The organism is Streptomyces sp. (assembly GCF_036566765.1).
GTDB lineage: Bacteria > Actinomycetota > Actinomycetes > Streptomycetales > Streptomycetaceae > Streptomyces.
The window spans coordinates 1-21,830 of the sequence record NZ_DATCVQ010000214.1 but is presented as its reverse complement, the minus strand read 5'-3'; the positions used below and the strand labels follow the sequence as shown (position 1 = coordinate 21,830).

Sequence of the window (21,830 nt, the reverse complement as noted above, 5' to 3'; positions counted from 1 at the left end):
AAGTCACCAAATTTGACCAGTGCTTGAGCTACTTCCCCTCGACGTGAAGATCTTTTGTGCTCGCGAACGTCAGCATGCATGCTCGGTCGCCGGATGTGCCGCCCTCCAGACGCTTCTCTGCGCCCATAGCGTGTCCGCAGCACGCCAGGGGCGATGAGCCGGCCGTGTCGGTGACCTTGTGACTGGCCGGCTCCGCATAAGTAGTGCCGAGCCTGCCGTAGCCCGACCTCGAACGGGCCAGGTCGGTGGACCGGGATCGCGGTTCACGAAGCGGGCGACTCGTGCGGCACGAGCGGGGTAAGTCGGCGTGGTGGTGCACCGGTAGCCGTGGTTTGAGCTGCACCTACCGCAGTGGCGGATTCGGCCAACCTGATGCAGGCGAACAACTGTGCGTACATGGCCAATGGACGGAATGTAGCATCTGCGTTCGACTGCGTGTCGATCACGGTGCGCGGCACCCCGGGGTGCCCGACATCCGGGGGAGTTTGGAATTGGGGGAGGGGTCTGTGATTTCTAGACGACGCAGGCACGGCCGATCAGCGGCGGGCCTGCTGGCGGCTTGGAGCTTGTTGCTTGCAGGAGCGCCAGCCAGTTATGCGGCGGGCGTAGTAGACACAACGGTCAGGACGGCCGCGCCGCAGGGGTCCTCTCAGGGGCCGCAGCCGACGGCTCGGCAGCGGGCTATGACTCTGAAGGAGCGACGCGCGCAGGTTGCGAGCGAGAAGGCACTCGGCCGTATGTCCTCTGCGGCGTTGCCGCGGGCGGGTAACTCCGCGCTCTCGAAGCCCGGAGGGAAGGTGAACCTTCGGGCGGAGGCCGCCGCCGAAGAGATCCCATACACGGCAGAAATTGAAGGGATCGAGGTATCGGACGCGAGCGGCAAACTTCGAGGATGGAACAAGGCAGCGGGCAGTCTGCACGGGTTCACTCCTCGAGATGGTGAAAAGTTCACCGTTAAGGGCTGGATCACCGCTGGGGGCATTGCCACCGGGTCGGCTCCGGTGAACGTGAAGTTGGGGTGGGTCTGCGGCGTCAACCTGAATGAACCGATACAAAACACGGTCGACACCCCCATGCCAACATGGCACTATTCTGCCCCCGTTACCGTATCGGCACCCTCACATCTCACCTCAGACGAGGGGACCCCGGTCAGCTTCTCGGTCACGTTCCAGAGAGGCGACTGCCTTGACGACATCAAGAGGAACGAGGCCAAGGCAAAACCTGACCCCTACGTAGCTCCGATGGGTTTCGACGTACGGGTGTTGGGCCAGGGGCTGGATGGTACCTACAGCCAGGCGCGCAGAGTCTTGGGCCTCGCACTCGCAGACCTCCCCGACAATCAGACCCTCGGTTCATCCTGTGGTTCCAACTCGGCCAGTGCGCCTACCTGCTCGGGCAGTCACGGGGTGGGGGTCAACACGGCGACCGGTGCGTTCTCCCAGGCGGTGACTGATACGTCCCTGCCGGGGACGATGCCGCTCGATCTGTGGCGAAGCTATTCGTCGAACAACGCGGCGTCGGGCTCGCTGGGGTCTGGTTGGTCTGCCTCGTGGGACGCGCGGCTGGATGTGCAGTCGAACGGTGATGTCGTTTTCCGCGCGGAGGACGGCTCCCGGTACCCGTTCGCGAAGACGTCCGACGGTTCCTACGCGTCTGAGGCGCATGTCGGTTCGACTCTGACGAAGACGGCCACCGGGTACGAGTTGAAGACTCGGGTGGGGAACACGACCGGTTTCGACGATTCCGGGAACATCACCGAGCGGCGAGACCGGCAGGGGCGCAAGACGTCGTTCGAGTACAGTTCGGGCCACCTCGCCGGGGTGACCACGAACACGGGCCAGCGTGCGACGTTCGCTTACTCCGGGAGCCTGCTCTCGGAGATCTCGCTGTGGGACGGCCGCAAGATCTCGTACGAGTACACCGCCGGTCGGCTCACCGGTTTCACCGGTCCCGACGGGAAGCCGGTGCGCTACGGCTACGACACGGGCGGGCGCCTGCAGTCGGTCACCGACAAGCGCGGAAACCAGGCCGTGCAGAACACGTATGACAGCCAGGGCCGTGTCACCGAGCAGCAGGCCGGTTTTCTTTCCGGAAGGATCTCGTTCGCGTACTCCGGCGGGGAAACCGACGTCACGATGCCGGACGGCGGGGTCTGGACCGACGTCCACCACGACAACGTCCTCCTCGCCCAGTACGACCCGTTCGGCAACAAGACCGCGTTCGAGTACGATTTCCAGCTCGACCCAGTAGCCGTCACCGACGCTCTGGGCAATCGGTTCAGCGTCGAATTCGATCCGCAGGGACGGCCGACGAAGTCCCGAGGACCGCTGACTTCCCAGAGCTGGGCGTACACCTCCACCGGCGGCCTCAATTACGCCCTCGACGGCAACGGGAAGATGATGCGGTTCGGCTGGGACTCCAAGAGTCAGCTGTGGACCATCATCGACCCACTCGGCGCCAGCACGGTGTTCACCTACACCCCTGCCGGCAAGCTGGAGTCGGAGAAGTCCCCTGAGGGGCGAAAAGCGGCATACGCCTACGACGCTGCAGGAAACCTCTCGTCGATCACGTCTGGTGGGGGTCTACGTCTGACGCGTTCGCATGACGCCGCGGGCCGCATCGAGACAGAGGTGGATCCGCGTGGGAACGTCGAAGGGGCGGACCCGGCTGACTACACGACCACATACACGTACGACGCCGGCGGCCGGGTCGCTTCGGCGAAGGACGCCAAGGGCAACGTCACGGCCTTCGCCTACGACGATGCCGGCAACCTGACGTCGACTACCGACAGCGCGGGAAAGATCACCGCCTATACCTACGACGCAGCGAACCGGCTGACCAAGACCACTGACGCCCTGGGGCGGGACTCGACCAAAACGTACGACGCCATGGGCAACGTCGCATCGGAAACCGATGCCGCGGGTGCCAAGACCACGTACGCCTACGACAAGGCCGGACGTCTGGTCAGCAAGACCATGCCGCGCGGTAACGTCGCCGGTGCGATCGCAGGCTCGTACACGTGGAAGTACGGCTACGACAAGGTGGGCAACCGCACCTCGGTCACCGACGCGGATGGCAAGACCACCAAGACCGACTACGACGCCGAGAACCGTCCGATCAAGGTCACCGATCCTCTAGGCCGGGTCCAGACCACCGCCTACGACGGTGCGGGCAATGTCCGGACGACCACGGACGCGCTCGGCAAGGTCGCCATCTACACGTACGACGGCAACAACCGGCGCCTGTCGGTCAAGGATCCGAGCGGCAAGACGATGAGCTTCGGGTACGACCGTGACGGCAACAAGATCTCCGAGACCTCCCCCCTGGGGCACAGGACGACCTTCGCATACGACGCGAACGGACGGCAGTCGGAGAGGACCGACCCGCGCGGCAACGTGACGGGCGCCGTCCCCGCCCAGTACACCTGGCGAACCGGCTATGACGCGGCGGGCAACGTCACGACACAGACCGACCCGCTTGGCAGCAAGGTCACGAGCACGTACGACACGGTCGGAAACCTGACCGAGCGCACCGATGCCCTCGGGAACAAGACCCTCTCCGTCTTCGACGCACTGAACCGCCCCACCAAGGTCACCGCTGCGGACGGCGGCACCACGCTCGTCGAGTACGACGCCCTCGGTCAGATGACCAAGCGGACGGACGCCAACCAGCAGTCCACGCTCTACGGCTACGACAACGTGGGCCGACTCGCCAAGATCACTGATCCGCTGGGCCGCTCGACGTCCTACGCGTACGACATCGAGGGCAACCGCACCAAGATCACCAATGCCCGCGGGCAGACCATCACCACCGACTACGGTCCGCGCAGTCTGCCGACAAAGACGACGTACTCGGACGGCACGCCGACCGTGTCCTACGGGTACGACGCGGCCGGCCAGACCACGTCCGTGACCGACGGCACCGGCACCCGGAGCCTCACCTACGACCTCAACGGCCGTGTGCTGACCATCAGCCAGCCGGGAGCGACCAAACCCTTCACCTACACCTACAACCCGAACGGCACCCTCGCCAGCCGCGCCTACCCCGACGGCCGCACCACTGCCTTCGCCTACGACAGCGACGGCCGAGTCACCGGCCAGACCACCAACGCCAAAACCTCGGCATACACCTGGGACGAGGCCGGCAACCTCACCTCCACCAAGCTCCCCACCACCACCACCACCGCCAGGACGGAGAGCCGCACCTACGACCAGGCCGGCCGCCTGGCCTCGATGACCGAGGGCAACGGCAACCGGACCTTCGAACGCGACGCAGCCGGCCGCGTCATCAGCGACACGTTCAAAGACCTCGCCACCACAAAGCCCGCCACCCGCTACGGCTACGACGCCGCAGGACGACTGACCCGCACGTGCACCGACACCGCCGGCGGCGGCACCTGCCTGACCGGGACCACCGGCGAGACGTACACGTACGACAAGGTCGGCAACCGGCTCACCACCCAGTCCGCGACGGCGACGACCACCAACACCTACGACGCCGCCGACCAGCTCACCCGCAGCATCACCGGCACCATCACAAGCGACTTCACCTACGATGCCGACGGCAACCTCACCAAGAACTCCGCCGGCACGTACGCCTACACGGCCGAAGGCCGCGTGAAGTCCGCCACCATCGGGACCAAGGCCTGGACCTACGGCTACGACGCCGACGGCAACCGCACCAGCCTCACCGTCGACGGAGCCCTGCAGCGCACCGCCTGGTGGGACGTCAACAACAAGCTGCCGGTGATCGCCAGCGAGCGGACCGCCACCGGAACGCTCATGGGGAACTACGAGTACGACCCCCTCGGCACACCGCTGGCCATGGACAACACGAAGGGCTCGTACTACTTCCAGAACGACCGTCAGGGCTCCGTGACGGCCGTCTACGACGCAGCGGGCACCGAAAACTACACGTATGCATACGGCCCGTGGGGAGCCACCAAGGGCACCGCCGGCATCACCGGAGGCCAGACCAGCCCCTTCGGCTACACCGGCGAGTACAAGGACCCGTCGACATCCAACTGGCTGTACCTGCGCGACCGCACCTACAACGACGCCACCGGCCGCTTCAACACGCCCGACCCTGAACCCACCAGCCCGGGCAGCGCGAACTCGTCTGCCTACGCCTACGCCAACAACGACCCGATCAATCAGTCAGACCCGTCGGGCCGCTGCCCCCTCTGCATATCGGCGGGAATTGGCGCCGTCATCGGTGGCGTCGTCGAGGGCGGAATCTACAGCTGGCAGCACCGAAACGACGGTCAATTCTCATGGGGCGGCTTTGCGGAGGCCACCGGGCGAGGGGCGGTAATCGGCGGCCTGGCCGGTGCACTGATGCCCGGTGCCGGCAACGCCGTTGTAAGGGGACTCGGGCTGACCGGGGGGCGCGCCCTCGCGACATCCACCGGTGTAAACGCAGCGGTCGGGGCTGGATTCTCCTGGGGTGTCAACACAGCACTGTGCCGACCGACCGACCCGTGGGATCTGGTGCTCGGGGCAGCAGGCGGCGGGGCCAGCAGCCTGATCGGCCCCGCTATGAGCTGGTTCCGCGGCCTCTTCGTGCCGAAGGTCATCGTCTCGGCCCACTCCGGCATTTCCGCAAATGCTTTCAGGGCTCTACGGGCAGGCGAAGGTCCTTCTGCAAGTCTCGTTCGACCCGGAGGAAAGGGAAGTGTTCTACCGTGGCAGCATATCGCCTATAGCGCAGATGACTCCCCCTGGATCTCACTCACTGCTGACCCAAAGGTGATGTACGGAATCTACGGTGCGGGAAGTGCGAAGAATCCGAGTAGCGGTGCGCAGGGATACATTGCCGTCGACCTGAGTAGAGTCTCCTCCGAGGTGGTTCATGCGTGGGATAACGTTTCTGTTCCCTCTCATGTGCTAGACATGTACGGCATCGACGTCGCGGAGACGGCATTTCGAGATAAGGAAATTCTGGTGAAATTTCGACTGCCGAGTGAAGCGAGCGTCCACTACTGGCCGCCGGGGACAAGCTTGGAAAAGATCCTGGCGGATCTGGGTAGGGGATAGAAATGGGAGACTCGGAGAATTCCGATGAGCCGTACTGGACGATGTACGTTGGCGGCGATCCGGTTGGCCGTCTCTACCTGACTACCCCTGACCAGCCGTGGATCAGATGTCGCTTCGTGCCGCTTGAGGCTTGGGGCTCCGTCCAGGGCCTCTTTGAACTCCACAATCAGGCGGCCAAGGAAGGATTCCCGCCGGAGAAGGCATCGGCTACAAGGGAAATCCTTGACAGGGGAGTGGAACTCCGTCCTTCAGTGCGAGAGCTAGGGGAGTCCTTCCGGCCGTTCATGGTCTACGTGGAGGGGAGCACCGCCAGGTTCCGTCCATAGGGTGTCGGCCGGGGCAACTGGTGCCTCGGCCGCGGATCGGCTCACGGCCACGCATGGGCGGTCAGCACTCCACGTCTCCGGACGGTGCCATCCACATCGGACCAAGTTCGTATGCAGAAGCGCCCCAGATCTTCGAGGATCTGGGGCGCTTCTGTCCATGCAAGGCGCAGGTCTTACGCGGCGGCGGGCACGGCGACCTCTCGCTCGACGCCGGCCAGCCGACGCGGAGTCGTACCGGGCGCGGTCGCGGATGTTCTCCCGCGCCGACACGATCGCAGGAGTTGCAGCACCTTCTGGTCTATGCGTTCTTGGGCGCAGCCTGCTGGACGACATCGAAGGACCACAGGGTCGAAGCCGTGGCGGCCGGCTTTGGCTGCTCACCGCTCTCCCCGCTGCCGCCCTGGTGCGCTGCCTTCATGGGGCCCTCAAGCCAGGCCTGGAAAGACTCCTCATCGCGCCACCGCGTGTAGACGAGGTAGTTGTCAGTGCCTTCGACCGGGCGGAGGAGCTCGAACCACTCGAAGCCGTCGGAGCTCTCGACCGCGTGGGCGCGGTGCGCGAAGCGCTTCTCCAGCGTCTCACGCTGCTCGGCCGGCACGGTCAGTACGTTGATCTTGACTACGCTCATGGGCCCCATCCTGCCGCAAGTATTGTCAGGAGGAAGTGAGCGGCTTAGTGATACATCAGCGCACCTGTTGCGGGCGCAGCAGCTCGAACCACTCGAAGCCGTCGGAGCCCTCCACGGCCCCGGCGCGGGACGCGAAACGCTGCTCCAGGACCTCGCGCTGCTCGGCCGGGACGGTCAGGACGTTGATCTTCACGATGCTCATGAAGGGCAGGATATGACCGCTGCGGAGACGACCCTTCCCACGGACGCCGTCCAGGCGCTCGCCGGGCGCTGGCTGGCGCGGCTCGGGGACGACGACTTCGTCTGTTCGCCCGCCGGGCTCTGGCTGGCCCTCGGCGCGGTCGCGGCCGGGGCGGGCGGCGACACCGCGAAGGAGTTCGGGGCGCTGCTCGGGGTGTCCGGGGAGGCGGCCGCCGGGGCCGTGACCGGCGTGGCCCGGGCGCTGGGCGCGAACGACGCGCTGGCCGTGGCGACCGGGGTGTGGAGCCGGGTGTCGGTGTTCGAGGCGTACCGGGAGGCGCTGCCGGGGGTCGGGTTCGGGGTTCTCGACGGGCAGGGGCCGATCGACGCGTGGGTGCGGGCGGCGACCGACGGCATGATCGACCGGCTGCCGCTCGCCCTGGGGACGGGCGCCGATCTTGCCCTGGTCAGCGCGCTCGCCCTGAAGGCGGTCTGGCGCGCCCGGTTCGCGCCCTCGCGCACCCGGGACGCGCCGTTCACCGACGGGTACGGCGACACCGCCGACGTGCCCACCATGCACCAGCTGATCCCCGCCTCCTGGGCGTGGCGGGTCGGCGGGGCGACGGTCGTGGAGCTGCCCTGCGAGGGCCCGGAGGAGACCGCGCTGCGGGTGCGGTTCGTGCTCGGCGAGGAGCGCGACGGACCGGCCGAGGCGCTGCCCGCGGCCTGGGCGCCGCCCCGTCGGCGCGAGCCGGTGCGGGCCGAGGCCGTGGACCTGTCGCTGCCGCGCTTCTCCGTCCGTACCCGCATCGACCTGTGCGCGCAGCTCGCCGGGCTCGGCGTCGGCGCGGCGACCGACCCGGCGCGGGCCGACTTCTCCGGCCTCTCCCCGGTGCCGCTGCACATCTCCGACGCCGCGCAGGAGGCGTATGTACGGGTCGCCGAGGAAGGCGTGGAGGCCGCCGCGGTCACCGCCGTGGTGATGACCCGCGGCGCGGCCCCGCCCCGGATCAAGCAGACCGAACCGATCGCCTTCGACCGCCCCTTCGGCTTCGCGGTGCTGGACGCCGCCGGCGAGACGCCGCTCTTCGCCGGCTGGCAGTCCAGCGCCCCCGAAGCCCGCTGAAACGGGGCTATGCGACGACGCGGGCGATCAGCATGCCGTCGTAGCCCTTCACGCCCACCGTCTGGAAGGCCGTCGCGTCCAGCCGGGGCTCGCGGGAGACCAGCTCGAACATCTCGCGGGTGCCGGTGACGGCGGCGTCGTCCGGGTGCGCGGAGGTGATCTTCCCGCTGCGCACCACGTTGTCGACGATGATCAGGCTGCCCGGCCGGGACAGCTTCAGCGCCCAGGCCACGTAGTGCGGGTTGTTGGCCTTGTCCGCGTCGATGAAGGTCAGGTCGAACGGGCCCACGTCCTCGGCCTCCAGCAGCGGCAGGGTCTCCAGGGCCGCGCCGGTGCGCACCTCGACGACCTTGTCCAGGCCGGCCCGCGCGATGTTCGCGCGGGCCACGTCGGCGTGGTGCGGGTCGTACTCCAGGGTGATCAGCCTGCCGTCCGCGGGCAGCGCCCGGGCCAGCCAGATCGTGCTGTACCCGCCGAGCGTGCCGATCTCCAGGATGCTGCGGGCGCCCTGCGCGGCCGCCAGGAGGTGCAGCAGCTTGCCCTGGTTGGGAGCCACGTTGATCGCGGGCAGCCCGCCGGCCGTGCTGTCGGCGAGCGCGGCGGCCAGGGCCTCGTCCGCCGGGGCGAGCAGATCGGTGAAGTAGCCGTCCACAGCGTTCCATTGATCCTGTGTCATGCGGCCGAACGTACCCCAGCGCGCCGCCGCCGAAGGCGTATCAACACGAACGCCGCGGCCGCGGCGGCCGCTGCGAACGGGACGCCCGTCACCGTCGCGAGCCAGGCCGGCATGCCGCCGAACATCTGGAGCCGGTCGTTGTACGTGACCTCCCGGTACGGGGTGTCGGCGTCGGCGGCGCGCAGCACGTGGTCGCCGTCGATCCGCGCAGGGTTCGGGAACTCCTGGTCGATCTGCGTGAGATAGACCGGCTTGCCCTCGGTGAGCGCGGCCACCGGCCCCTCAGGGGTGATCTTGCCCGCGAACTTGACCTCCGGCTTCTTGCCGCCGATCGGGGCCTGCGGCTCCATGCGGTGGTCGGCGAGCACGTACAGGCCGAGCGACTGCGGGTTCTTCGCCAGCCTGGACAGGCGCATCGGGTAGACGAGTTCATGGCTGGCGAAGCGGATCTTCAGCGGGTCCAGCTCGCCGTACAGCGTCGCGTTCTTCTCGTCGGGCGCGAGGCGGACGGCGACGTACTCCCACTTCATGTCGACGTACGGTCGGAGCGCGCCCGACAGTTGGTCGGACAGCTCGAAGCCGTTGGTCTTCAGCCAGCCGCTCAGCGCGTTCGGGTCGGTGGCGGTCAGCCGTGCCACGTCGAACGGGCCGAGGCGCTCGCGCCCGACCACGCCGACGCCCGGGTCGCCCGCGCCGGGCAGCGGGGGCGCCCCCGCGCCGTCGGCGGTGGTGTCGGCGAACGGCCAGTCGCCGTTGCGCGGCCAGAAGTAGTACCGGTCCTTCTCCTCGGGCCGGGTGGCCCACGCGAGGTCGGTGAAGACCTGCGGGTCGCCGAGCTCCACGTCGGCCCGGTCCGGCACCGGCATGATCCAGGCGGCCTGCTTGGCGTTCCCGCGCACGGTGAAGCGCATGACGATCTGCTCGGTGCGCCCGTTCCAGCGCACCACCGAGGTCTCCCGGTCCACGCCGATCTGCTGGTCGTGGCCGGGCACCATGGCGCCGCAGCCGCACGCGTACGCCGGAGACACCAGCGAGCCGAGCTGCAGCGCCAGGAGCGCGAACACCAGTGCCAAGATTCTTTGTCTGCCCCACGTCATGGGGTGTGAGACTACCGATCGGAGCAATCGGTTCCGGCCACGGGCCGTGGCTTCGCCGTCGGCCGCGCCGGGTGCCTCAGATCCGGACCTGGAGTTCCTTGATGCCGTTGAGCCAGGCCGCGCGCAGCCGGCGCGGATCGCCCGCCAGGGACAGGCCGGGCAGTTCGTCGGCGAGCGCGTTGAAGATCAGGTCGATCTCGTTGACGGCGAGCGACTTGCCGAGGCAGAAGTGCGGGCCGCCGCCGCCGAATCCGAGGTGCGGGTTGGGGTCGCGGGTGATGTCGAAGACCTCGGGGTTCTCGAAGACCTCGGGGTCGTTGTTGGCGGAGGAGTAGAACAGCCCCACCCGGTCGCCCTTCCTGATCTTCTGGCCGCCGATCTCGGTGTCCTGGGTGGCCGTGCGCTGGAAGGAGACCACGGGCGTGGCCCAGCGGACGATCTCCTCGGCGGCGGTGGCCGGGCGCTCGCGCTTGTAGAGCTCCCACTGGTCGGGGTGGGTGAGGAAGGCGTGCATGCCGTGGCTGATGGCGTTGCGGGTGGTCTCGTTTCCGGCCACGGCGAGCAGCAGCACGAAGAAGCCGAACTCGTCGGAGGACAGGTTGCCCTGGCCCTCGGCGGCGACGAGCTGGGTGACGATGTCCTGCGCCGGGCACTCCTTGCGGGCGGCGGCCATGTTCATGGAGTAGCCGATGAGCTCCATGGCGGCCTCGGCGCCGATCTCCTCGGTGATCGCGTACTCGGGGTCGTCGTACGCGATCATCTTGTTCGACCAGTCGAAGATCCGGGACCGGTCCTCCTGCGGTACGCCGATCAGCTCGGCGATGGCCTGGAGCGGGAGTTCGACGGCGACCTGGGTGACGAAGTCGAAGGAACCGTCGGCGGCCGCGTTCCGCTTCGCCTCGGCGACGATCGCGCGGGCGCGCTCGCGCAGGGCGGTCTCCAGGGTGCGGATCGCCCGGGGGGTGAAGCCGCGCTGGACGATCTGACGGACCCGGGTGTGCTCGGGGGGGTCCATGTTGAGCATGATCAGCTTCTGGACCTCGATCTGGTCCCGGGTGATGTGCTCGTTGAAACGGATCACCGCGGTGTTCTCGGTGGACGAGAACAACTCCGGGTGGGTGGAGACGTACTTGACGTCCGCGTGCCGGGTGACGGCCCAGTACCCCTCGTCGTCGAAGCCGGTGATCCCGCGCGGCTGGGGGCACCACCAGACGGGCGCGGTCTGCCGCAGCTGCGCGAACTCCGGGAAGGGGATGCGGTCCTGGAGAAGGTCGGGGTCGGTGGCGTCGAACCCTTCGGGGAGATGGGGGCAGGGCATCGCGGCACACTCCATGTCTGATGGCCCGTCAGAAGTTGCCGGAAAGGTAGTAACGAGTTCTACAAGTCGCAAGGGTCGCGGCGGGAACTGTTGCCGGAGGGGGCGCGCGTAGAGCAGCGCGGAGCGGTGCACAACCCTTGCGTACCCGGGGTAGCAGTCATAAGACTGCACTGAGAACTAGAACGCGTACTAGTTCCCCGGGGTGGGCGCCGGGACGCCCCCGCCGGATGCGAGGAGAGGACGAGCTCATGGCCGCGGAACCCGTCATCGTCGAAGCAGTACGCACCCCCATCGGCAAGCGCGGAGGCGCGCTCGCCAATCTGCACCCCGCCTACCTCCTGGGCGAGACCTACCGGGAACTCCTCGGCCGCACCGCGATCCAGCCCGACTGCGTCGAGCAGATCGTCGGCGGCACGGTCACCCACGCCGGCGAGCAGTCCATGAACCCGGCGCGCAACGCCTGGCTCGCGATGGGGCTGCCGTACGAGACCGCGGCCACCACGGTCGACTGTCAGTGCGGCTCCTCGCAGCAGGCCAGCCACATGGTCGCCAACATGATCGCGGCCGGGGTCGTGGACGTCGGCATCTCCTGCGGCGTCGAGGCGATGTCCCGGGTCCCGCTGGGTTCCGGTTCCAAGCACGGGCCGGGCAAGCCCTTCCCGGACGAGTGGAACGTCGACCTGCCGAACCAGTTCGAGGCCGCCGAGCGCATCGCCCGCCGGCGCGGCCTGACCCGCGAGCGCGTCGACTCGCTCGGGCTGCTCTCCCAGGAGCGGGCCGCGATCGCGTGGTCCGAGGAGCGGTTCAAGCGGGAGACCTTCGCGGTCCAGGTGCCGACGACGGAGGAGGAGCAGGCCGCCGGGCAGGGGATGTGGCGGCTCGTCGACCGTGACGAGGGGCTGCGGGACACCTCGATGGAGGCCCTGGAGCGGCTCAAGCCGGTCATGCCGACCGCCGTGCACACCGCAGGGAACTCCTCGCAGATCTCCGACGGGGCGGCGGCCGTCATGTGGGCGTCCAAGCGGATGGCCCGCGCGCTGAAGCTGAAACCTCGCGCCCGGATCGTCGCCCAGGCGCTGGTCGGCGCGGACCCGCACTTCCATCTGGACGGGCCGATCGACGCGACCCGGGCGGTGCTCGGCAAGGCCGGGATGTCGCTGAAGGACATCGACCTGGTCGAGATCAACGAGGCGTTCGCGTCCGTGGTGCTCAGCTGGGCCCAGGAGTTCGAGTCCGACCTGAACGGCCTGGAGAAGGTCAACGTCAACGGCGGGGCGATCGCGCTCGGGCACCCGGTGGGGGCGACCGGGGCGCGGCTCATCACCACGGCGCTGCACGAACTGGAGCGGCGGGACAAGGAGTTCGCGCTGATCACGATGTGCGCGGGCGGGGCGCTGGCGACGGGGACGATCATCCAGCGGCTCTGAGTGGCCGTGAGTGGCCGTGAGCGGCTGTGAGCGGCTGTTTCGGGTATGCCGCAGGCCCCGTCTCCGAGGGGGAGGCGGGGCCTTGCGGTGCTGCGATGCGGCGGCTTACGGCTCGGTGCGGCCGGTTGTCGGCTTAGTACCAGCCGTTGGCCTGCCAGAACGCCCAGGCGCCGTTCGGGGAGCCGTAGCGCTCGTTCATGTAGTTGAGGCCCCACTTGATCTGGGTGGCCGGGTTGGTCTTCCAGTCGGAGCCCGCCGAGGACATCTTCGACGCCGGCAGGGCCTGGACCAGGCCGTACGCGCCGCTGGAGGAGTTGGTGGCGGTGGGGTTCCAGCCGGACTCGTGCTCCACGATCTTGCTGAACGACGCGAACTGCGCGGCGGGGACGATCTGCTTGGCGATCGACTTGGCGTCGGTGGGAGCGGCCGAGGCCGAAGCCGTCGTGCCGAGAACCGCACCCGAGGCGCTCAGCAGCACGGCTGCGGAGACGGCGAGGGTCTTCTTGCGGTTGTTGGCACGGGTGGCGATGGAGCGGAACAAAACGCGACCTAACGTCGGGGACTGGGGCTGTCGCCGGGCGTTTCAGGCAAGCCGGAACCAGAGCCCGGGAGACCCGGGAACTGGGGGAGTGGCCTGTCCGAGGCGCTGCGCTGGTTGCGCTGCTGCCCGGCGACGACTCCAGAGAAGCAGGGTCCGGAAGCCCTGGCAATCACCCCCTCTTACTACGGAGGCTCGCAGATGGGGCCTCTGGGTAGGGGGTGGGAAATGTCCGAATAAGGGCAGGTGGGGGCGGGTTGTCAGGGGGTGAGGCGGGGCCTCGGAGGTCTACTATCCCGGGTCGAATGTGACCTAGGTCCTGTGGGGCGGCTCACCGGGGAGGGGCCGTTCAGGGGCCTCGAATGTGACCTGGGCCTCGAAGTTCGCACGGCGGGTGGCGCGTCGGAGGGCCTTCAGGAGGGGTCCGCCGACGGTCAGGGTGAGGACGACGGTGAGGGCGGCGCGGCCGAGGTCCCAGCCGAGGGAGGTGGTGAGCACGTAGACGGCGAAGCGCAGCAGGTTCTCGTGGACGGGGGCGCCGGGGACGAAGTCCGCGCCGGTCTGACCGGCGACGACGGGCCAGCCGTACAGGTTCATGACCGTGCCGTACGCGAACGAGGCGAGGAAGCCGTACGCGGCGAGGAGCAGCAGCTCGGCGCGGCCGCGGAGCGCGGCGCTGTGGGGGAGCAGGCCCGCGCCCATCGCGAACCAGGCCATGGAGAGCATCTGGAACGGCATCCACGGGCCGACACCGCCCGTGAGCAGGGCGGACGCGAACATCGTCACGGAGCCCAGGACGAAGCCGAAGCCCGGGCCGAGGACGCGGCCGCTCAGCACCATGAGGAAGAACATCGGCTCCAGGCCGGCCGTGCCCGCGCCCAGCGGGCGCAGCGCCGCCCCGACCGCGGCGAGGACGCCGAGCATCGCGACGGCCTTGGCGTCCATGCCGCTGTCGGCGACGGTCGCCACGACGACGGCGACGAGGAGCGGGAGCAGCGCGGCGAAGAGCCAGGGCGCGTCGGCGGCGTGCGAGGTGACGGCGGAGTCGGCGTCGGCGAGCAGGGGCCAGCCGAAGGCCATGAGCCCGAGGAGGGAGATCAGGGCGATCGCGGCGGCTGAGCGGGGGCCGAGGCGGAGGGGGCGCTGGCTCATGGCCGGAGGGCCTCCCTCACCTGGGCGACGGTGAGCCAGGGCTCCGGGGCGAGGATCTTCGCGACCTGCGGGGCGAAGGCGGGGGAGGAGACCACGACCTCGGCGGTCGGGCCGTCCGCGACGACCTCGCCGCCGGCCAGGATCACCACGCGGTGCGCGAGCTCGGCGGCGAGCTCGACGTCGTGGGTGGCCAGCACGATCGCGTGCCCCTCGGCGGCGAGACCCCGCAGCACGTCGACGAGCCGGGCCTTCGCGGCGTAGTCGAGGCCGCGGGTCGGCTCGTCGAGGAGGAGCAGGGGCGGGCGGGCGGTCAGGACGACGGCCAGCGCGAGGGCGAGGCGCTGGCCCTCGGAGAGGTCGCGGGGGTGCGTGTCGTCGGCGACGCCGGGGAGGAGGGCGGTGACGAGGGCGCGGCAGGTACCGGCCGGTGCGGCCGCGTCGGAGTCGGCGGCGTCGCACTCGGCGGCGACGGTGTCCGCGTACAGGAGGTCCCGGGGCTCCTGCGGGACGAGCCCGACGTGCCGGATGAGCTCGCGGGGGTCGGTGCGGTGGGGGGTGTGCCCGGCGACGAGCACGCTGCCGGAGGTCGGCTCGACCATCCCCACGAGGCTGCTGAGCAGGGTGGACTTCCCGGCCCCGTTCCGCCCCATGAGCGCGACGGTCTCCCCGGCGCGGACGGAGATGTCGACCCGCCGCAACGCCTCGACCCGCCCCCGCCGCACGCCGAGGCCACGCACGTCGACGAGCGCGGGGTGGGACGCGAGGGGCCCGGCGGCCCGCCGCCGGAAGAGCCCCCCACCCCACCCCTTCCCGAGACCCTGCCGGGGGCTGGTGGGGGGCGAGGGCACGGGGGTGCCGGGCCGGGTGGCCGGCGAGACCTGCGGCCCGCCGACCGGGCGGCCGGGCGTCCCGGAAGGCCCAGGGTCTCCGCCCCCGGGCCCCGCCTCGGCCTGCGGCCCGTCGGTCGCCCCTGCTGCCCCGGGGGTTCGGGGGCGGAGCTCCTGATTTCGGGAAGGGGCGGGGTGGGGGAGGAGGCCCGCGGGGCTGATGCCCTGCAGGCGCGTGCGTAGGGGCGGCGACGCTCGGCGGGCGTTGCGGATGGTCAGGGGCAAGGGGTGCCAGCCGGCTGTGCGGCCCAGGGCCACCACCGGGGGGTGGATGTCCGAGACCGACATGATCGACTCGGGGGTGTCCATCAGCGGGGGCTCCCCGCGGCCGGGGAGCAGGATCACCTGGTCCGCGTACTGGATCACGCGCTCCAGGCGGTGCTCCGCCATCAGGACCGTCGTGCCCAGGTCGTGCACCAGGCGCTGGAGGACCGCGAGGACCTCCTCCGCCGCGCCCGGGTCCAGAGCCGACGTCGGCTCGTCCAGGACCAGGACCTTCGGGTGCGTGGTCAGGACCGAGCCGATCGCGACCCGCTGCTGCTGGCCCCCGCTCAGCGTCGCGATCGGGCGGTCCCGCAACTCCGCCAGGCCCAGCAGGTCCAGCGTCTCCTCGACCCGCCGCCGCATGACCGCCGGCGCGAGACCCAGCGACTCCATCCCGTACGCCAGCTCGTCCTCGACCGTGTCCGTGACGAAGTGGGCCAGGGGGTCCTGGCCGACCGTGCCCACCACGTCCGCCAGTTCCCTCGGTTTGTGCGTGCGCGTGTCCCGGCCCGCCACCGTGACCCTGCCGCGCAGCGTTCCGCCCGTGAAGTGGGGTACCAGACCCGACACCGCACCCAGCAGCGTCGACTTGCCCACCCCCGACGGGCCCACCAGCAGGACCAGCTCGCCCTCCGGGATCGTCAGGGTCACCCGATCCAGGGCCGGTGTGGGCTCGTTCTCGTACGTGACCCCGACGTTTTCGAAGTGGATCATCCCTACGCCTCCTTCGCCACCGGTGCCACCCATGCCGGAAGCAAGCCCGGCAGCACCCCCAACGCCGGCCACACCGGCAACTCCGGGGCCACCAGCGGGACCACCCCGGGGTGCAGCGCCTCCGGCGCGTACCCGTTCGCCCAGATCATCAGCGCCGCCACCGCCACCCCTGAACCCGCGACCAGCCACGCCCGCACCCCCCACCGGTCCGGCCGGTACCGGCTCCGCGCCGCGCGCCGGCCGCCGAGGCGCAGGCCGGCCACCGCCGCCGCCAGCCCGACGCACAGCAGCGGCAGCCCATACCCCGCGCCCTCCGCCGCCAGCAGCCCGTACGTCCCCGCGCACACGCCGAGCAGTCCGCCCAGCGTCAGTGCGTTCGTCGTCCGCCTCACCGCCGTCGGCACCTGCGCCGTACGCCCGTACCCCCGCGCGTCCATCGACGCGGCCACCGCGATCGACCGCTCCAGCGCGCCCTCCAGGACCGGCAGCCCGATCTGCAGCACCGCCCGCACCCCGCCCGCCGACCGCCCCCGCAGCCGCCGCGCGGTCCGCAGCCGGGCCACGTCCGCGACCATGTTCGGGGCGAACGTCATCGCCACCACGACCGCGACGCCCGCCTCGTACAACGCCCCCGGCAGCGACTTCAGCAGCCGCGCCGGATTCGCCAGCGCGTTCGCCGCGCCCACGCAGATCAGCAGGGTCGCCAGCTTCGCGCCCTCGTACAGCGCGAACACCAGCTGCTCCGCCGTGACCCGGCCCCCGATCCGCACCCCCTGCGCCCACGCCGGCAGCGGAAGCTCCGGCAGCGTGAACAACACGTCAGAGCCCGGGATCGACGAGCCGAGCACCACCGTGAACAGCACCCGCGCGCCCACCACGAACAGACCCAGCTTGACGAACGCCCCGTACGAACGCGCCCACGGCGCATCCGTGCGGCGGGCCGCCACGACATAACCCGCGACCGCCACGATCAGGCCGAGCAGCAGCGGGTTCGTCGTCCGGGACGCGGCCGTCGCAAGGCCCAGGGCCCACAGCCACCAGGCCCCGGCGTGCAGCGCGTTGGAACGGTTCGCCTCGGGGGCGCGGAGCGAGTTCACCGAGAGGTCAGCCGCGCCGGCGGCGGGCCTGCCACAACCCGGCCGCGCCGAGCGCGAGTACGGCCGCCGCCCCCGCCATGATCCCGACCGACGGACCGCCGGAGCCGGAGGACGACTTCTCCGCGACCGGCGAGGCGTTCCCCTTCGACGGACGCGCCGTCGCCGGCCCCTCCACCTGCTCCCCGCAGCCCTTCACCGGGTACCCCGAGATCCCGCACAGCAGCGCCTCGCTGTTGTACCGCAGCGGCTTCGCCACCGCCGCCAGCGCCTCCGCGCTCGTCCCGTCCACGCCGATCCGCGCGCAGCCGGTGCGTCGCTCCGGCGGCGTCTCGCCGGACGGCGCGTCCTCGGGCGTGCCGAAGTCGACGACCACGGCGACCCGCTTCGTCCCCGCCTTCGCCGGCGTGTCCGCGCAGATCGCCGCGAAGTCCGGGGCGTTGCGCGGCTGCGTCGAGTCGGAGGAGTCCACGCTGACCGCGAAGCGGAATCCGTTCACCGCGCCGTCCGCCGGGCGGGCCGTCGCCGGGCCCTGCGAGGCGTACGTCCACTTACCCGCGCCGCTCTCCCAGAACGACCAGTAGCGGTACCCGGCCGCCTGCGCGGGCGCCGCGGCGAACAGCGACAGCAGCAGGCCCAGGAGCAGGGCGGCGACACCCCCCGCGTATCCCGTCTTCCTCACTTCTTGCGACCGCTCAGCAGGAACCCGATGCCGACCCCGACGACCGTGCCGATGCCGATGATCCACCACATGTCGAACGAGCCCTCGTCCTCCTCGTGGTTGGCCGTCGTCTCCGGCCCCTGCGGCGCGGGGCCGGTCGCGTTGAGCGCCTCGACCAGGTCCGTGCCGCCGAACTTGTGCGGGTCCGCGCCCATCGCCTTCGCCGCGAAGATCAGCTGCGCGTACGCGGCCGGGCCGCCCGTCCTCGCCCACGCGGGGGCGTTCTGCTCCAGCCAGGCGAGCGCCCCGGTGGCCTCCTTCGTGTGGCCGGAGGCGCCGAGCGCGACGACCGCGTCGGCGGTGTTGCCGAAGTCGGGCTGCTCGGTCGGGTCGGCCGCGCCGGGCATCGGCGGGCTGGTGAGGTGGCCGGTCTTCGCGAGCGCGGCGGCCAGGTAGGACGCGCCGTTGAGCGCGGCCCGGTCGATCGTCTGCGGCGTCTTGTCCTCGCAGCTCGGGTTCTGCTGCGGCTGCACGTTCCCGGCGATGATGCCCTTGCCGAGCCCGGCGAGCGCGGCGGCGGCCGTGGCGTCGGCGTTCGCGAACAGCTTGCCGGTCTTGTCCGGCTGGTAGGCGAACGCGCCGGGGCCCGCCTTGTCGGAGCACGGCAGGGCGAAGGTGAGCAGCGCGTCGTACGGGGTCCTGCCCGTCGCCGTCTTCACGTCGCCGGGCTTCTCGCCGATCGCGGCGAGCGCCCCGATGACGATCGAGGTGGAGTTGGCGTCGCTCGGGCTGCCGGGGTTGTAGCCCCAGCCGCCGTCGGGGTTCTGTATGCCCTTCAGCCAGCCGGCGGCCGCCTTGAACGCCTTGGTGACCGGGTCGGTCTCCGCGCCCTTGACGGCCGGCGGCCGCTCCGTGCCCGCGAGCGCCTGGGCCGCCACGGCGGTGGCGTTGGTGTCGAGCATCGTCGCCGGGTCGCAGGTCTTGGCCGGGTTCGGGCGGTACGAGGTGAACGCGCCGCTGTCGCACTGCTGGGCCATCAGGAAGTCCACGGACTCCTGGGCGGGCTCGATGCCGACGGAGTGCTGCGCGATGAAGGCGAGCGACTGCCGCCAGACGCCGTCGTACGTGGGGTCGTTGGCGCCGTACAGACCGGACGGGATCACCGGGGACGGTACGGGGGAGGGCGCGGCGGTCGCGGCGGGGGCGGCGATCGCGGCGCCCGCGGTGCAGAGCACGGCGGTGGCGGCGAGCGCCGCGGCGGCGCGGCGGACGGTGGTCATGCGGGCGGGCCTCTCCTGCGGGGCCGGGCGCCGGCACACTTCGGGCACCAGGCTCGGCTCCGTATTCCTCGACGGTGCCGGCGGTCACGTCCCGGACGGGGCATTCCGACTCGCCACGTCAGGAAGGGCGTGGCTCACGGTTGCGGGTCAGCGCCGGATTTGCACCGGCTTCCCCCCGTACGGGCATGATGACGACTCGCACACTCTACCGGCAGGTACTCCGCCCGCCGCCGGGGTGGGAGCGGTCTCACACGGCGCACGGACGGCCCGGGCCGACGGCCCGCGTACGGCCCAGACCCCTCACACCGCCCCGTACGCCACCGGGTCCGTCCCCGCCACCGCCTCCGCGCGCCCCAGCTTCACCAGGCGTCGCAGATGCGCCTCCGCCTCGCTCACGGCGATGTTCCGGGAGCCGTACGGGATCTGGTCCCACGGGCGGTTCCACTCCATCCGCTCGGCCAGCTGCCACGGCGTCAGCGGCGTGGAGAGCAGCGCGAGCAGTCCGGTCAGCCGCTCCTCGTGGTGGTCCAGCAGCTCCCGTACGCGCCCGGCCGCGTCCGTGAAGGCGTGCTGGTGGGCGGGGAGGACCTCGGCGACGCCGAGCCGGCCGATCCGCTCCAGCGAGTCCAGGTAGTCGCCGAGGGGGTCGGTCGCGGTCGCGTCGTCGGGGTCCTCGTACAGGCCGATGTGCGGGCTGATCCCGGGCAGCAGGTGGTCGCCGGAGAACAGCCGGCCGCGACCGGGCAGGTTCGCCGGGTGGTCCTCCTCCAGGTGCAGGCACACGTGCCCGGGGGTGTGTCCGGGCGTCCAGATGCCGCGCAGCCGCCGGCCCGCGAGGTCGAGCAGCTCGCCGGGGACGATCTCCCGGTCGGGCAGCGCGGAGCGCAGCCCGGGCAGGGTGCGCATCCGGCCGCCGGAGGCCCGCGCGGCGCGCAGCGGCGCGGTGTGCTCCTCGGGCGCGCCGACGGCTGCGAGCTTGCGCGCGAGGTAGTCGAGCCAGTCGCCGGGCTCGGACGCGCGGGTCCGGCGGACCACAGCGGCGTCCGCGGCGTGCATCGCGATCCAGGCCCCGGACTCCTCCCGGACCCGCTCCGAGAGCCCGTGGTGGTCGGGGTGGTGGTGGGTGATGACGACCCCGTGGATCTCCCGCACCGACGTGCCGAGCGTCGCGAGCCCGCCGGTGAGCTCGTCCCAGGACGCCGGGTCGTCCCAGCCGGTGTCGATCAGGACCGGGCCGCGGTCGGTGTCGAGGAGGTGGACGAGGGTGTGCCCGAGCGGGTTGTCCGGGATGGGGACCCGGATCGACCAGACCCCTCCGCCGTGCTCGGTCACCTGCGGCATGAGCGTCGACATCGGCGTCCTCGTCTCTTCCGGGTCTCCGGCCATTGCTCACTATAACTAGAACTGATATCAGTTCTGATACTGCGTCAGAACCGATACCGAGCCGACGCCGAAGTCGCCGGTCCACGGGAGGCAATCAGCCATGACCGAGCTTGTGGAGCACGGAAAGCTGTTCATCGGCGGAGCACTGGCCGACCCGCTCGGCGGTGATGTCATCGAGGTCGTCTCGCCCCACACCGAGGAGGTCATCGGCCGGGTGCCGCACGCCTCCGAGGCCGACGTCGACCGGGCCGTCGCCGCCGCGCGCGCGGCCTTCGACCACGGGCCGTGGCCGCGGACGACCCTGGACGAGCGGATCGAGGTCGTCGGCCGCATCAAGGACGCCGTCGCCGTGCGCCACGAGGAGATCGCCCGCTCGATCTCCTCCCAGAACGGCTCCCCGTACTCGTGGAGCGTGCTCGCGCAGGCGCTCGGCGCGATGATGGTGTGGGAGGCCGCCATCACCGTCGCGCGCGACTTCCCGTACGAGGAGCGGCGCGCGGGCGCGCTCGGGCCGCTTCTGGTGCGACGCGAGCCGGTGGGCGTGGTCGCCGCCGTCGTGCCCTGGAACGTGCCGCAGTTCACGGCCGCGGCGAAGCTCGGTCCCGCGCTGCTCGCCGGCTGTTCGGTGATCCTCAAGCCGTCACCGGAGTCCCCCCTCGACTCCTACATCCTCGCCGAGATCGCGGCCGAGGCCGGACTGCCGGAGGGCGTGCTGTCGATCCTGCCCGCCGACCGCGAGGTCAGCGAGTACCTGGTCGGGCACCCGGGCGTCGACAAGGTCTCGTTCACCGGATCCGTCGCCGCGGGCAAGCGCGTGATGGAGGTGGCCTCGCGCAACCACACCCGCGTCACGCTGGAACTCGGCGGCAAGTCCGCGGCCGTCGTCCTGCCCGACGCGGACCTGGCGACCGCCGTCGCCGGGATCGTCCCCGCCGCCTGGATGAACAACGGCCAGGCGTGCGTCGCCCAGACCCGGATCCTCGTACCGCGCAGCCGGTACGACGAGATCGCCGAGGCGTTCGCGGCGGCGGCCGGCGCGCTGGC

Annotated in this window: 15 protein-coding genes, 1 pseudogene and 1 riboswitch; of the genes and pseudogenes, 4 read left to right on the top strand and 12 right to left on the bottom strand. The window is 70.5% G+C overall.

Annotated elements, in window-relative coordinates:
* Nucleotides 1–683: 683 nt before the first annotated feature.
* Nucleotides 684–6,035 carry a DUF6531 domain-containing protein gene (locus VIU94_RS12410; RefSeq protein ID WP_331910674.1) on the top strand — a complete coding sequence of 1,784 codons (5,352 nt, stop codon included), beginning with the start codon at nucleotides 684–686 and terminating at the stop codon, nucleotides 6,033–6,035.
* A gap of 624 nt (nucleotides 6,036–6,659) precedes the next feature.
* Here VIU94_RS12410 and VIU94_RS12405 read toward each other — a convergent pair.
* Both VIU94_RS12405 and VIU94_RS12400 read right to left on the bottom strand, forming a co-directional pair.
* On the bottom strand, nucleotides 6,660–6,989 hold the full coding sequence (locus VIU94_RS12405) for an antibiotic biosynthesis monooxygenase family protein (RefSeq protein ID WP_331910672.1): 330 nt from the start codon (nucleotides 6,987–6,989) through the stop codon (nucleotides 6,660–6,662).
* Between the two features lie 70 nt (nucleotides 6,990–7,059).
* Nucleotides 7,060–7,191 (bottom strand): annotated as a pseudogene (locus tag VIU94_RS12400) (antibiotic biosynthesis monooxygenase family protein); the annotation flags it as partial.
* 12 nt (nucleotides 7,192–7,203) lie between these two features.
* On the opposite strand from VIU94_RS12400, the gene VIU94_RS12395 reads away from it, so the two are divergent.
* A complete protein-coding gene (locus VIU94_RS12395; RefSeq protein WP_331910670.1) occupies nucleotides 7,204–8,295 on the top strand; it encodes a serpin family protein in 1,092 nt (363 codons plus the stop codon).
* Nucleotides 8,296–8,302: 7 nt separating this feature from the next.
* On the opposite strand, the gene VIU94_RS12390 is transcribed toward VIU94_RS12395, so the two are convergent.
* The 3 genes from VIU94_RS12390 to VIU94_RS12380 all read right to left on the bottom strand — a co-directional run bounded on the left by VIU94_RS12390 (nucleotide 8,303) and on the right by VIU94_RS12380 (nucleotide 11,386).
* Nucleotides 8,303–8,971 (bottom strand): O-methyltransferase, encoded by a 669-nt coding sequence (locus tag VIU94_RS12390; protein ID WP_331910668.1) that lies wholly within the window; start codon nucleotides 8,969–8,971, stop codon nucleotides 8,303–8,305.
* The gene (locus tag VIU94_RS12385; RefSeq protein ID WP_331910666.1) at nucleotides 8,968–10,068 is read right to left on the bottom strand and encodes a DUF2330 domain-containing protein; all 1,101 of its coding nucleotides are present in this window, start codon (nucleotides 10,066–10,068) and stop codon (nucleotides 8,968–8,970) included. Before VIU94_RS12385 ends, VIU94_RS12390 begins: the two co-directional genes overlap by 4 nt.
* A 76-nt stretch (nucleotides 10,069–10,144) precedes the next feature.
* Nucleotides 10,145–11,386 carry a cytochrome P450 gene (locus tag VIU94_RS12380; RefSeq protein WP_331910664.1) on the bottom strand — a complete coding sequence of 414 codons (1,242 nt, stop codon included), beginning with the start codon at nucleotides 11,384–11,386 and terminating at the stop codon, nucleotides 10,145–10,147.
* 248 nt (nucleotides 11,387–11,634) lie between these two features.
* Between VIU94_RS12380 and VIU94_RS12375 the strand changes: the two genes are divergently transcribed.
* Complete coding sequence (locus VIU94_RS12375) at nucleotides 11,635–12,813, top strand: steroid 3-ketoacyl-CoA thiolase (RefSeq protein ID WP_331910662.1); 1,179 nt, start codon at nucleotides 11,635–11,637, stop codon at nucleotides 12,811–12,813.
* 133 nt (nucleotides 12,814–12,946) lie between these two features.
* On the opposite strand, the gene VIU94_RS12370 is transcribed toward VIU94_RS12375, so the two are convergent.
* From VIU94_RS12370 to VIU94_RS12340, 7 genes are all read right to left on the bottom strand, one after another.
* Nucleotides 12,947–13,354 carry an aggregation-promoting factor C-terminal-like domain-containing protein gene (locus VIU94_RS12370; RefSeq protein WP_331910660.1) on the bottom strand — a complete coding sequence of 136 codons (408 nt, stop codon included), beginning with the start codon at nucleotides 13,352–13,354 and terminating at the stop codon, nucleotides 12,947–12,949.
* Between the two features lie 309 nt (nucleotides 13,355–13,663).
* Entirely contained in the window at nucleotides 13,664–14,503 is an 840-nt protein-coding gene (locus tag VIU94_RS12365) for an ECF transporter S component (protein WP_331910658.1), read from the bottom strand.
* Nucleotides 14,500–16,368, bottom strand: a complete 1,869-nt coding sequence (locus tag VIU94_RS12360; protein WP_331910656.1) for an ABC transporter ATP-binding protein — start codon at nucleotides 16,366–16,368, stop codon at nucleotides 14,500–14,502. Before VIU94_RS12360 ends, VIU94_RS12365 begins: the two co-directional genes overlap by 4 nt.
* 2 nt (nucleotides 16,369–16,370) lie before the next feature.
* Nucleotides 16,371–17,465 (bottom strand): energy-coupling factor transporter transmembrane protein EcfT, encoded by a 1,095-nt coding sequence (locus tag VIU94_RS12355; RefSeq protein ID WP_331910654.1) that lies wholly within the window; start codon nucleotides 17,463–17,465, stop codon nucleotides 16,371–16,373.
* 7 nt (nucleotides 17,466–17,472) lie between these two features.
* Complete coding sequence (locus VIU94_RS12350) at nucleotides 17,473–18,144, bottom strand: SCO2322 family protein (protein ID WP_331910652.1); 672 nt, start codon at nucleotides 18,142–18,144, stop codon at nucleotides 17,473–17,475.
* Nucleotides 18,141–19,403, bottom strand: coding sequence for an SCO2321 family membrane protein (locus VIU94_RS12345; protein WP_331910650.1), 1,263 nt, complete (start codon nucleotides 19,401–19,403; stop codon nucleotides 18,141–18,143). Before VIU94_RS12345 ends, VIU94_RS12350 begins: the two co-directional genes overlap by 4 nt.
* A 98-nt stretch (nucleotides 19,404–19,501) precedes the next feature.
* A riboswitch (cobalamin riboswitch) is annotated at nucleotides 19,502–19,578 on the bottom strand.
* A 125-nt stretch (nucleotides 19,579–19,703) separates the two neighbouring features.
* Nucleotides 19,704–20,744: a Strvi_7410 family MBL fold metallo-hydrolase gene (locus tag VIU94_RS12340; protein ID WP_331910712.1), complete on the bottom strand. Its 1,041-nt coding sequence runs from the start codon at nucleotides 20,742–20,744 to the stop codon at nucleotides 19,704–19,706.
* A gap of 142 nt (nucleotides 20,745–20,886) precedes the next feature.
* Between VIU94_RS12340 and VIU94_RS12335 the strand changes: the two genes are divergently transcribed.
* Nucleotides 20,887–21,830: aldehyde dehydrogenase family protein (locus VIU94_RS12335; protein WP_331910648.1), on the top strand; the 944-nt coding region annotated here is incomplete at its 3' end.